Source organism: Ideonella sp. P3_A4 (genome assembly GCF_056403075.1).
On the sequence record NZ_JBFUGE010000154.1, the window covers coordinates 1 to 12,215 of the forward strand.

General features: G+C 65.7%; 11 protein-coding genes. All 11 read left to right on the top strand.

Going from position 1 to position 12,215, the window contains the following annotated elements:
- Window positions 1-621: 621 nt before the first annotated feature.
- Window positions 622-1,743, top strand: coding sequence for a 4-oxalomesaconate tautomerase (locus AC1DYI_RS15330; protein ID WP_477204990.1), 1,122 nt, complete (start codon window positions 622-624; stop codon window positions 1,741-1,743).
- Window positions 1,740-2,774 carry an amidohydrolase family protein gene (locus AC1DYI_RS15335; RefSeq protein WP_477204991.1) on the top strand — a complete coding sequence of 345 codons (1,035 nt, stop codon included), beginning with the start codon at window positions 1,740-1,742 and terminating at the stop codon, window positions 2,772-2,774. Before AC1DYI_RS15330 ends, AC1DYI_RS15335 begins: the two co-directional genes overlap by 4 nt.
- A gap of 17 nt (window positions 2,775-2,791) precedes the next feature.
- Complete coding sequence (ligK, locus tag AC1DYI_RS15340; RefSeq protein ID WP_477204999.1) at window positions 2,792-3,475, top strand: 4-carboxy-4-hydroxy-2-oxoadipate aldolase/oxaloacetate decarboxylase; 684 nt, start codon at window positions 2,792-2,794, stop codon at window positions 3,473-3,475.
- A gap of 21 nt (window positions 3,476-3,496) precedes the next feature.
- Window positions 3,497-4,495, top strand: a complete 999-nt coding sequence (locus tag AC1DYI_RS15345; protein ID WP_477205000.1) for a Bug family tripartite tricarboxylate transporter substrate binding protein — start codon at window positions 3,497-3,499, stop codon at window positions 4,493-4,495.
- 49 nt (window positions 4,496-4,544) lie between these two features.
- Window positions 4,545-5,465, top strand: coding sequence for an NAD(P)-dependent oxidoreductase (locus tag AC1DYI_RS15350; protein ID WP_477204992.1), 921 nt, complete (start codon window positions 4,545-4,547; stop codon window positions 5,463-5,465).
- A gap of 1 nt (window position 5,466) precedes the next feature.
- Entirely contained in the window at window positions 5,467-6,387 is a 921-nt protein-coding gene (locus tag AC1DYI_RS15355) for an amidohydrolase family protein (RefSeq protein WP_477204993.1), read from the top strand.
- Window positions 6,388-6,389: 2 nt separating this feature from the next.
- Window positions 6,390-6,791, top strand: a complete 402-nt coding sequence (ligA, locus tag AC1DYI_RS15360; protein ID WP_477204994.1) for a protocatechuate 4,5-dioxygenase subunit alpha — start codon at window positions 6,390-6,392, stop codon at window positions 6,789-6,791.
- Window positions 6,791-7,651 (top strand): class III extradiol dioxygenase subunit beta, encoded by an 861-nt coding sequence (locus tag AC1DYI_RS15365; protein WP_477204995.1) that lies wholly within the window; start codon window positions 6,791-6,793, stop codon window positions 7,649-7,651. Before ligA ends, AC1DYI_RS15365 begins: the two co-directional genes overlap by 1 nt.
- Window positions 7,648-8,610, top strand: a complete 963-nt coding sequence (locus AC1DYI_RS15370; RefSeq protein ID WP_477204996.1) for a Gfo/Idh/MocA family oxidoreductase — start codon at window positions 7,648-7,650, stop codon at window positions 8,608-8,610. Before AC1DYI_RS15365 ends, AC1DYI_RS15370 begins: the two co-directional genes overlap by 4 nt.
- Before the next feature lie 553 nt (window positions 8,611-9,163).
- Window positions 9,164-10,030, top strand: coding sequence for a tripartite tricarboxylate transporter substrate-binding protein (locus tag AC1DYI_RS15375; RefSeq protein ID WP_477204997.1), 867 nt, complete (start codon window positions 9,164-9,166; stop codon window positions 10,028-10,030).
- A 213-nt stretch (window positions 10,031-10,243) separates the two neighbouring features.
- Window positions 10,244-12,215 (top strand): S8 family peptidase (locus AC1DYI_RS15380; protein WP_477204998.1); only part of this gene is annotated, 1,972 nt, incomplete at its 3' end.

The window sequence follows — 12,215 nt, forward strand, 5'->3', positions numbered from 1 at the left end:
CCCGGTTGATCCTGGCGCGCCTTTGCCTGCCACCCTGGGTGCACAGCGGACGGTCGGGGTGGGTTTGGGCGAGCGTCTAACGATCGCCCGGGCCCGCCCCGTCCGCCCGCCTCGCGGTCCCGTGCGCAGTCCACCCGTCTGCAATTCCAGTCGCGACATTCGTGTTACCGAACCTGAAGCCCCAAGCCGGAATGGCCGAGGTGATCGAGTTCATCGAGCGCAAGGGGTTGCTGACGGAGTAAGCAGCCTGGCGATTCGCACCGCTGGCGCGTTTCGGCGAGGAGAGGGGGCCCATCCCTCCTCACGTTAGACGCTCCTCACGACGGCCCCCTCCCCTCGCTGCCGCCGTCGGTGGCATGGCATCGCGTTCGGCTGGCCACCCGGTTGATCCTGGCGCGCCTTTGCCTGCCACCCTGGGTGCACAGCGGACGGTCGGGGTGGGTTTGGGCGAACGTCTAACGATCGCCCGGGCCCGCCCCGTCCGGCCGCCACGCAGACCGACGTCAGCAGTTCCACTCGCCCACTCCATGCCAAACAAAGATAGCTGCTAGTTCCCACCCAACCTAGCCGGCATGGCCGCCGATTCCGAGAATGCACCCCACTGCCTCGGACACAGCGCCCATGCCTCAAACCGCCATTCCCTGCCTGCTGATGCGGGGCGGCACCTCCAAGGGGCCGTTCTTCCGGGCCAGCGACCTGCCCGCTGACCTGCCCACCCGCGACAAGGTGCTACTGGCAGCGATGGGCTCGCCCGACAAGCGCCAGATCGATGGCCTGGGTGGTGCTCACCCCTTGACCAGCAAGGTCGGCATCGTCTCGACAAGTACTCGCCCCGGCGTCGACCTCGAGTTTCTGTTCGCGCAACTGCAGCCCGACAAGAGCACGGTCGACACCACCCCCAACTGCGGCAACATGCTCGCCGCCGTCGTGCCCTTCGCGCTCGAAACCGGCATGGTTGAGGCTCAAGGTGAGACAAGCACCTTTCGCGTGCTGACGCTGAACACCGACATGGCCTGCGACATCACCGTGCACACGCCCGGTGGCCGGGTTGAATACGAAGGTGACGCTCGCATCGACGGTGCGCCCGGCACCTCGGCACCGATCACGATCAATTTTCTCGACACCGCCGGCTCGGTCTGCTCGGGCCTGCTGCCCACCGGCCGCGTGCGCGACACCGTCACTGTCGAAGGCGCCGGCTTCGCCAGCTTCACGCTCGATGTGACCTGCATCGACAACGGCATGCCGCTGGTGATCTTCAAGGCAACGGACATCGGTCGCAGTGGCTACGAAAGCGTGGCCGAACTGAATGCCGACACCGACCTGAAGGCGAAGATCGAAGCGCTGCGTCTGACAGTGTCGCGCCGTATGGGCTTGGGTGATGTCGCAAACAAGCCCTACCCGAAGATGACCCTGATTGCACCGCCGCGTGCCGGGGGTGCGTTGACAACACGCAGCTTCATCCCCCATGTCTGCCACGACGCGATCGGCGTGCTGGCAGCGGTCACCGTCGGCACTGCCTGTGTGCTCGAGGGCTCGGTCTGCGACGGCGTCGCGGTGATGCCGAAAGGTTCGACCAAGAAGGTCTCGGTCGAGCACCCAACCGGCGAGTTCAGCGTGTCGCTGGCCACCGACCCATCGAACCCTCAAAACGTGACTGAGGCTGCACTACTGCGCACCGCCCGCCTGCTGATGCGCGGCGAAGTGCTGGTGCCCGCCAGCGTCTGGAAAGGAAACACCGCATGAGCCTCGTCATCGACGTTCACGGCCACTACACCACTGCGCCGGCCGCGCTGGGTGCCTGGCGCGATCTGCAGATCGCCGGGCTGAAGGATCCGTCGAAAGCGCCCCGAGCTTCGGACCTGAAGATCAGCGACGACGACATCCGCGAGACGATCGAAGCCAACCAGTTGAAGCTGATGAAGCAGCGCGGCTCAGACCTGACGATCTTTTCGCCGCGCGCCAGCTTCATGGCCCACCACATCGGTGATTTCGAGACCTCGTCGACCTGGGCCGCGATCTGCAACGAGCTTTGCTACCGCGTTTCGCAACTGTTTCCGGACCACTTCATCCCCGCCGCGATGCTGCCGCAGTCGCCGGGCGTGGACCCGAAAACCTGCATCCCCGAACTCGTGAAGTGCGTGGAGCAGTACGGCAACGTCGGCATCAACTTGAACCCCGACCCTTCCGGCGGACATTGGACCTCGCCGCCGCTGTCTGACCGGCACTGGTACCCGATCTACGAAAAGATGGTCGAGTACGACATCCCAGCCATGATCCACGTGAGCACCAGCTGCAACGCGTGCTTCCACACCACCGGCGCGCACTACCTGAATGCGGACACGACCGCCTTCATGCAATGCCTGACGTCTGATCTGTTCAAGGACTTCCCGACGCTGAAGTTCCTGATCCCGCACGGCGGTGGCGCGGTGCCCTACCACTGGGGTCGGTTCCGTGGCCTGGCGCAAGAGCTGAAGAAGCCGCTGCTGCAAGAGCACCTGTTGAAGAACATCTTCTTCGACACCTGCGTCTACCACCAGCCCGGCATCGATTTGCTGACCACCGTGATCCCGGTCGACAACATCCTGTTCGCCAGCGAAATGATCGGCGCGGTGCGCGGCATCGACCCTGAGACCGGCTTCAACTACGACGACACCAAGCGCTACATCGAGGCCTCGAAGATCCTGACGCCCGAACAGAAGCACCAGGTCTATGAAGGCAATGCGCGACGCGTGTTCACGCGGCTAGACGCTGCACTGAAGAAGAAAGGACAGTGAGCATGAGCACCCTGCCGATGAACCAGTTGGGCGTCGTCAAGCGTCGCATCGAGCGCGCAGACAAGGCCGCAGTCGAGAAGCTTTCGCAGTTCGGCGTCGCGACCATCCACGAGGCGATGGGCCGCGTCGGACTGATGAAGCCCTACATGCGGCCGGTCTACGCCGGCGCGAAGATTTGCGGGACTGCCGTCACGATCCTGCTGCAACCGGGCGACAACTGGATGATGCACGTGGCCGCCGAGCAGTTGCAGCCGGGCGATGTGGCCGTGGCGGCCTGCACCACCGACAACGAAGACGGTTTCTTCGGCGACCTGCTGGCCACCTCGTTCCAGGCGCGCGGCGCCAAGGGTCTGGTGATCGATGGTGGCGTGCGCGACGTGGCCGAGCTCGAGAAGATGAGCTTCCCAGTCTTCAGCAAGGCGATCCACGCCAAGGGCACGATCAAGGCGACGCTGGGCTCGGTGAATGTGCCCATCGTCTGCGCCGGCGCGGTCGTCAACCCAGGTGATGTGGTGATCGCTGATGTCGACGGCGTGGTCGTCGTGCCTGCTGCGATCGCGAGCCAAGTGGCTGACGCCGCCGAGAAACGCGAGAGCTTCGAAGGCGAGAAGCGCACCAAGCTGGCCAGCGGCGTGCTGGGCCTGGACATGTACCAGATGCGTGAGCCGCTCGAGCGAGCCGGGCTGCGCTACATCGATTGATTGACTGACGACCTGTTGTGGATGGAGACCGAAAAGATGAGAACGATGAACCGCCGCGCCGCCTTGGCGCTGACCGCAGCCGCGGCCTTGTTTGCCGCGTTGCCGGCGCAGGCCGAAGACTGGCCGACCAAGCCGGTGCGCATCCTCACGCCGTTCCCGGCCGGCGCGGGGCCGGAGGCGGTCCTGCGTGTGCTGGCTGAGAAGCTGCAGAAGAAGTGGGGCAAGCCTGTCATCGTCGAGAACAAGCCGGGTGCCAACGGCTTCCTCGCGATCGATGCCTTCAAGCGCGGCGCCACCGATGGCACCGATTTGATCCAGCTCGACAACGTGCACCTGGTGGCCTACCCGTCGCTGTTCAAGAAGCTGCCCTATGACCCGGTGAAAGACTTCGAGCCGATCACGCCGCTGTTCCGGACCTACTTCTTCGTCGGCGTGCCGGTCACCAGCAAGTACAAGACGGTGGGCGACATCGTGGCGGACGCCAAGGCGCACCCCGGCGTGCTGAACTACGGTTCGTGGTCGATCGGGAACCCGGTGCACCTGGGCTCGGCGCTGCTCGAATCGATGACCAACACCGAAATGCAGCACATCGTCTACAAAGAGACGTCGATGCTCTACACCAGTGTCGCCAACGGCGAGCTGAACTTCGCGCTCGGCTCGCTGGCCACTGCCGGCCCGCTGCAACGCTCGGGCAAGCTGAAGTTCATCGCCGTCACGGCGCCGAAGCGCCACCCGGCCTTCCCCGATGTGCCGACGGTCGCTGAGTCGGGCGGCCCGGCCGGTTACGAGGTAACGGGCTGGACGACGATCGCAGCGCCCAAGGGCCTGCCGAAAGCTGTGGCCGACAAGATCCAGAAAGACATCGAAGCCGCGCTGGCCGAGCCCGACATCAAAGAGCGTTATGCCAACTTCGGCTACGAGACGTTTCCGGTGACGCGCGAGCAGTTCAGTGCTTTCATCGCGTCGGAGTCAGTCAAGTACTCGGACGTGATCAAGCGCGCCAAAGTATCACTCGACTAGCTCCCTTCCGGGGGTGCTGCGCAGCGCCGCGATGACGGCGGAGGCACGTATGAACGCGAAGCAATGGCACATCGGCCTCGTCGGCTACGGCGAGGTGGGCCGCATCCTGGCCGAAGACCTGCGCGCACAAGGTGTGGCGGTCAACGCCTGCGACCTGAAGCTCGGCCATGCCGAGAGCGCCGGGCCGTTGATGGGCCACGCGTCGGCGCACGGCGTGAAGCTGACAGCGTCGCACACCGAGTTGGCTGCCGGCAGCGACTTCATCGTCAGTGCGGTCACCGCCAGCCAGGCGGTGCCGGTGGCACAAGCCTGCGCGCCTGCGCTGAAGCCGGGTGCCTTTTTTCTTGACGTCAACTCGGCCTCGCCGGGAGCGAAACAACGCGCCGCCACACTCGTCAATGCGGGCGGCGGGCGCTACGTCGAAGGTGCGGTGATGACCAGTGTGCCGCCCTACCGCATCAAGGTGCCGCTGCTGCTGGGTGGGCCAGATGCGGCGGCGCTGGCGCCGATGCTCGACGCGCTCGGCTTCGCTGCCCAGGTGGCGAGTGAACAACTCGGCGTGGCCTCGGCCACCAAGATGTGCCGCAGCGTGATGATCAAGGGCCTGGAGGCGATGGTGATCGAAAGCTTCACGACCGCCCGTCACTACGGCGTCGAAGACGCGGTGATCGCCTCGCTGCGCGAGACCTTTCCCGGCATCGATTGGGAGAAGCAGGCCGCTTACTTCTTCCAGCGCGTGATCGAGCATGGCCGGCGCCGCAGCGAAGAGGTGCGCGAGGTCGCCCAGACAGTGCGCGAAGCCGGCCTCGAACCGTGGAGCGCCGCCGGCACGGCCGAGCGACAGGCCTGGGTCGCTGACCTGGCCGATGCGGGCCTGTTCGGCGCCAAAGACATCGAAGGCTTCGCCCGCAGCCCTGACTGGCGAATCGAAGCCGACCGCATCCTCGGCCAATTGAAGAAGAAAGACTGAGATGCCATTCGACAAGACTCCAGGCTGGCTGGACTGGTACGCCGGCCCGACCAAGCCTCGCTTCGAGTTGCCAACCGGCAGCGTCGACGCGCACTGCCACGTGTTCGGCCCGGGCGATGATTTTCCCTTCGCGCCCGAGCGCAAGTACACGCCCTGCGACGCGAGCAAGCAGCAACTGTTCGCCCTGCGCGACCACCTGGGCTTTGCCCGCAACGTGATCGTGCAGGCCACCTGCCACGGTGCCGACAACCGCGCGATGGTCRACGCCTGCATCGCCTCGAACGGCCACGCCCGCGGCGTGGCGACAGTACGCCGCAGCATCACCGACGACGAACTGCAGGAGCTGCATGCAGCCGGCGTGCGCGGTGTGCGCTTCAACTTCGTCAAGCGCCTGGTCGACTTCACGCCCAAGGACGAGCTGCTGGAGATCGCCGGCCGCATCGCCAAACTAGGCTGGCACGTCGTCATCTACTTCGAGGCGGTTGACCTGCCCGAGCTGTGGGATTTCTTCACCGCATTGCCCACCACCATCGTCGTCGACCACATGGGCCGGCCCGATGTGACGAAGCCGATCGACGGCCCCGAGTTCGAACTGTTCGTCAGGTTCATGCGCGAGCACCAGAATGTCTGGAGCAAGGTCAGCTGCCCCGAGCGGCTGAGCGTGACGGGGCCGAAAGCGATGAACGGCGAGCAGGCGGCGTACCGCGACGTCGTGCCGTTTGCCCGCCGCATCGTCGAGAGCTTCCCCGACCGGGTGCTGTGGGGCACCGACTGGCCACACCCGAATCTGAAGGACCACATGCCCGACGACGGGCTGCTGGTCGACTTCATCCCCCATATCGCGCCGACGGCCGAGCTGCAGCGCAAACTGCTGGTCGACAACCCGATGCGCCTGTATTGGCCTGACGAATTGAAAGGCTGACGATGGCCCTGAACAAACCCTACCAGGACGTGCCCGGCACGACCATCTTCGACGCCGAGCAGTCGCGCAAAGGCTATTGGCTGAACCAGTTCTGCATGTCGCTGATGAAGCCCGAGAATCGCGCGCGCTTCAAGGCCAATGAGCGCGCCTACCTCGACGAATGGGCGATGACCGAAGAGCAGAAGCAAGGCGTGCTGACGCGCGACCTGAACCGCTGCATCGCCGCCGGCGGCAACATCTATTTCCTAGCCAAGATCGGTGCCACCGACGGCAAGAGCTTCCAGTACATGGCCGCCAGCATGACCGGCATGACGCAGGAAGAGTACGCCGCGATGATGCTGGCCGGTGGCCGATCGGTTGAGGGCAATCGCCTCATCGGCGAAAAGAGCGGAGAGAAGAAGTAATGGCTGCGAAGATCACCGCGAGCGTCTACACCTCGCACGTGCCCGCCATCGGGGCGGCGCTCGACCTCGGCAAGACAGCCGACCCGTACTGGCAGCCGGTGTTCAAGGGCTACGAGTATTCGAAGCAGTGGCTGAAGAACGAGAAGCCCGACGTCATCTTTCTCGTCTACAACGACCACGCGAGCGCCTTCAGCCTGGAGATGATCCCGACCTTTGCGATCGGCTGCGCAGCCGAGTTCAAGCCCGCCGACGAAGGCTGGGGCCCGCGCCCGGTGCCTACCGTGATCGGCCATCCCGAACTGGCCGCGCATGTTGCGCAGAGCGTGATCCAGGACGACTTCGACCTGACCATCGTCAACAAGATGGACGTGGACCATGGCCTGACGGTGCCGCTGTCGCTGATGTGCGACCAGCCTGAAGCCTGGCCTTGCCCGGTGATCCCCTTCGCGGTCAATGTCGTGCAGTACCCGGTGCCTTCAGGCCGACGCTGCTTCATGCTGGGCCAGGCGATCCGCCGGGCGATCGAATCGTTCGACACCGATTTGAAGGTGCAGATCTGGGGCACGGGCGGCATGAGCCACCAGCTGCAGGGCCAGCGTGCGGGCCTGATCAACCGCGAGTGGGACAACGCCTTTCTCGATCGGCTGATTGATGACCCCGAAGGTCTGTCGAAAGTGCCGCACATCGACTATGTGCGCGAGGCCGGCTCTGAAGGCATCGAGCTGGTGATGTGGCTGATTGCGCGGGGCGCGATGGCCGACATCAACGGCGGGCCGAAGCCCACGGTGAAGCACCGCTTCTACCATGTGCCCGCATCGAACACCGCCGTGGGCCACCTGATTCTGGAGAACCACGCATGAGTGCGAAACCTATTCGCGTCGCACTGGCCGGCGCAGGTGCCTTCGGCATCAAGCACCTGGACGGCATCAAGAACATCGATGGCGTTGAGGTCGTGTCGCTGGTCAGCCGCGAGCTGGACAAAACGAAAGAGGTCGCCGCCCGCTACGGCATCGCCCACGTCAGCACCGAACTCGAAGACAGCCTCGCGCTGCCCGAGGTCGATGCGGTCATCCTGTGCACGCCGACGCAGATGCACGCCGCGCAAAGCATTGCCTGCCTGAAGGCCGGCAAGCATGTGCAGGTCGAGATCCCGCTGTGCGACATGCTGACCGCGGGCGAAGAGGTGGTTCAGGTGCAGCGCGAGACGGGGCTGGTCGCGATGTGCGGCCACACGCGCCGCTTCAACCCCAGCCACCAGTTCGTGCACAACAAGATCACCGCTGGCGAGTTCAACATCCAGCAGATGGATGTGCAGACCTACTTCTTCCGCCGCACGAACATGAACGCGTTGGGCCAGCCGCGCAGCTGGACGGACCATCTACTGTGGCACCACGCGGCGCACACGGTGGACCTGTTCGCGTACCAATGCGGCAGCCCCATCGTGCAGGCCAACGCGATCCAGGGGCCCATCCATCCGACGCTCGGTATCGCGATGGACATGTCGATCCAGCTGAAGGCGGCCAACGGCGCGATCTGCACGCTGAGCTTGAGCTTCAACAACGACGGGCCGCTGGGCACCTTCTTCCGCTACATCGGCGACACGGCCACCTACATTGCCCGCTACGACGACCTGTTCAACGGCAAGGACGAGAAGATCGACGTGTCGAAGGTCGATGTCTCGATGAACGGCATCGAGCTGCAGGACCGCGAGTTCTTCGCGGCTATCCGCGAAGGCCGCGAACCCAATGCCAGCGTGGCGCAGGTGCTGCCTTGCTATCGGGTGCTGCACCAGTTGGAACAGCAGTTGAACGGGGGGTGACGTCGGCACGTCGCGTTGCGTTGCGTTTGTGCGGCATGCTTGCGAAGGAGGTGGCGGCAGGGTGRCGGCGGTGCCCCCGGTCGCCGGCCGCTCGCGGGCCACTGTGGGCGGCCTATGCAGCTCATCTCTATCAACCCCGTGGTGCCTGGGTTCGTTGGGGCGACCGCGAATGAGGCCGGCGCCCGGGAACACCACCGTCACCCTACAGGCGCCGTCATGGGCATGGCACGCCGTGGCATGCCCCCCAGGTGCCCGGGGTGTGAGGCTCGGGGTGCGGGCGGTGGTGGCTCTCATTCGCGGTCGCCCCAACCACCGCAAGAAGAGACGCTACCAACCGCTGGACGATTGCCAGCGCATTCGGTGTCCCCGCGAGCGGAGCCGCCGAACGCGCCCCGGGCCTCGCGCCCACACACGACCGTCGCATGCAGCCAGTTAAACAACCGACATGAACATGAGACTCACCCGTCGCAGTTGCCTGTTGGCCGCATCCGCTTGGCCCCTCCTGGGGTTCGGACAACTAAGCACATTCCCGAGCAAGCCCATCACCCTGATCGTGCCGTTCGCGCCCGGCGGCGTCGCTGACATCACTGCCCGCACCGTCGGCAAGGTGATGGGCGAATCACTCGGCCAGCCGATCATCGTCGACAACCGCCCCGGCGCCGGCGGCATCGTTGCCACGCAAGCCGTTCTCTCTGCACCCGCCGATGGCCACACGCTGCGGCTGATGAGCAATGCCTCGGCCGTCAGCGTGCACCTGGTCAAAAAGCTGCCGTACGACGTTCAACGTGATCTCGCGCCGATCTCAACCTTGGGCTTCTTCGAGCTCGCGTTGGTGGTCAACGCCGATTCGCGCTTCAAAACGCTGGCCGACCTGCTCGCCTTTTCGCGCAGTCACCCTGGCAAGCTGACCATCGGCACCATCACCGTCGGCAGCACGCAGCACCTGGCGGCCGAGTGGTTCAAGGCGATGGCTGGCATCAGCGCCACCGTCGTGCCGTACAAAGGCTCGCCTGCAGTGGTCAATGCGCTGCGTTCGGGCGAGGTCGATCTAGCGTTCGAGATCTTGAGTCCGCTGCTGCCGCAGGTCACCGCCAAGGTCGTGCGGCCGCTGGCGGTGACGGGCGCCCAGCGCTTCGCACTCTGGCCTGAGGTGCCGACAGTGGCCGAGCTGGGCTGGCCCGCCTACCTGGTCGACAGCTGGAACGCGTTGTCCGCGCCCGCAGCCACGCCCCCCGCCGCCATCGAACGATTGCAACGCGCCGCGGCCGAAGCCCTGCGCCAACCGGCTGTGCGCAACAGCTTGCGTGACCTGGGTGTGAAGGCCCAGGCGGGCACGCCAGACGAGCTGAAGGCGCTGCTGGCCAGCGAGATCAAGCACTGGGGTGAGGTCATCCGCGCCGCGAGGATCGAGCCGGACTAAGGCGCAGCTCCGCCTGCCGGGTTGCCGCTGAACTGCCACGTTTGAGCGGTGGTGGTTCCATCCATCAACTTCTGTCAATACGACTGGATACACCCCAAGCCGGGCGTCACCGTGGTGCAAGATCCCCGCTCGGTGGGCATGCGCATAACGCAACGCCTTGGGTGTCGCCCCGATCGGGATGCGACGTGATGGATGACTAGGAAAGCCTGACTCATGACTGGATACCGCCGTACACCTCGCAGCGCCGCCGCGCGCTCGATCATCTGGACGCGCACTGCGCTGGCCGCGGGCGTCGCGCTCGCCTGCCTGAGCGCGGCCCACGCCCGTCCGCAACCGCAGGGCAACCTGGGCCTGGGCCTGCGCGAGTTGGTCGAACAACAAGGCATGCAGCCTGCCTCGCGCGAAGCAGAGCGCAACCGCGCCCGCACTGCGCTGGCAGTGCAAGACAAGCAGGGCCGCGTTCGCGTCAACGTGCACCTTGACGGCCAGGTGCCGCTGGCCCGCCTGCAAGCCGCGGCCCGCAAGCTGGGCGCCGAATCGGTGGCGGCGAATTCGAACTACCGCCACGGCGTCTTCACCGCCTTCGTGCCAGTGGCCCAGGCCAAGGCGCTGGCCGGCTTGCCGGGCGTGAAGTCGGTGATGCTGTCGACCGCGCCGGTGGCTGACGCAGGCCAGGTCACCTCGCAAGGAGCCGCCACCGTGCGCGCCGACCAGGTCAACGCGCTGGGCATCCGCGGCGCCGGCGTCACGGTGGGCGTGATGTCCGACAGCTTCGATATGTCGGCAGGTGCGCGCACGCACGCTGCGCAAGACGTGACCAACGGCGACCTGCCCGGCACCGGCAACCCGGACGGTGACACCCAACCGGTGGTGCTGATCGAAGACGCCGCTGGTGGCGCCGACGAAGGCCGCGCGATGATGCAGATCGTGCACGATCTGGCGCCCGCCGCGAAGCTGTGCTTTGCCACCGCATTCAACGGCGAGGTCGGTTTTGCCGACAACATCCGCAAGCTGGCTGACAAGAACGGCCCCTGCAAGGCCGACGTGATCGTCGACGACGTCATCTACTACACCGAGCCGATGTTCTCGGACGGCATCGTCGCCAAGGCGGCCGACGAGGTGGTGGCGCAGGGCGTGCCCTACTTCGCCTCAGCTGGCAACCGCGGCTCGACGATGGGCTACCTCGCCGGCTTCAACAAGGTCGACGACGCAACGGCGCGCACGAGCTCGCAGACTGTCGACCTGTCGCTGATCACGGCCGGCTCGTCGAACGGCGGCTTCCACAACCTGGCCTCCGACGGCAAGACGATCGACGTGTCGCGCACGATCACCTTCGGCGCCACCTCGACGCTGGTGCTGCAGTGGAACGATCCGTTCGACGCCGGCAAGGTGTCGACCGACTACGACCTGTACGTCTACAACGCCGCCGGTGACCAGTTGGCCGCCGTCTCCGCGGACGACAACTTCTCGACCGACCAGCCGATCGAGGCGGTGCAGGTGCCGGCCGGCACCTACCAGATCGTCGTCGTCCGCTCCGACACGACGACCGATGCGCCGACCGCCGACCAGGTGCGCTTCGTCACCTTCGGCAGCGTCGTCAGCGGTGAGTACCTGAACTACACCACGCCGATCACCTTCGGCCACAACTCGGCCGCCGGCACCAACGGTGTCGCAGCGTTCGCCTGGTTCCAGGACTACCTGCCCGAGTCGTTCTCGTCGCCTGGCCCGTCGACGATGTACTTCGACGCCAGCGGCAACCGCCTGGCTACCCCCGAGGTGCGCCGCAAGCCTGACCTCGGCGCGCCCGACGGCGTGAACACCAGCTTCTTCATCAGCGACACCGCCGAAGACGCCGACACCTTCCCGAACTTCTTCGGCACCAGCGCGGCCTCGCCGCACGCTGCCGCAGTGGCGGCGCTGGTGATCGAAAAGGCCGGTGGTCCGGGCAAGCTCACGCCGAAGCAAGTCAGCCATGTGCTGAAGACGACGGCCCGTGCGCACGACACCAAACCCAACTTCGCCGCAGCCCAGGCCTCGTTCGGCGCCGGCACCGTGCACGTGACGGCCACCGCCGACGGCCAGACCGCCAGCCAGTTCGACCCGAACGTGTTCCGCGTCGGCCTGACCGCGCCCGAGGGCTACACGCTGAAGTCGGTGACACTGGACCTGTCCACCGCCAATGGCC

What these genes read in the sequence shown, in the direction of transcription:
- AC1DYI_RS15330 (WP_477204990.1), top strand. Translation starts at nt 622, where the DNA reads ATGCCTCAAACCGCCATTCCCTGCCTGCTGATGCGGGGCGGCACCTCC.
- AC1DYI_RS15335 (WP_477204991.1), top strand. Translation starts at nt 1,740, where the DNA reads ATGAGCCTCGTCATCGACGTTCACGGCCACTACACCACTGCGCCGGCC.
- ligK (WP_477204999.1), top strand. Translation starts at nt 2,792, where the DNA reads ATGAACCAGTTGGGCGTCGTCAAGCGTCGCATCGAGCGCGCAGACAAG.
- AC1DYI_RS15345 (WP_477205000.1), top strand. Translation starts at nt 3,497, where the DNA reads ATGGAGACCGAAAAGATGAGAACGATGAACCGCCGCGCCGCCTTGGCG.
- AC1DYI_RS15350 (WP_477204992.1), top strand. Translation starts at nt 4,545, where the DNA reads ATGAACGCGAAGCAATGGCACATCGGCCTCGTCGGCTACGGCGAGGTG.
- ligA (WP_477204994.1), top strand. Translation starts at nt 6,390, where the DNA reads ATGGCCCTGAACAAACCCTACCAGGACGTGCCCGGCACGACCATCTTC.
- AC1DYI_RS15365 (WP_477204995.1), top strand. Translation starts at nt 6,791, where the DNA reads ATGGCTGCGAAGATCACCGCGAGCGTCTACACCTCGCACGTGCCCGCC.
- AC1DYI_RS15370 (WP_477204996.1), top strand. Translation starts at nt 7,648, where the DNA reads ATGAGTGCGAAACCTATTCGCGTCGCACTGGCCGGCGCAGGTGCCTTC.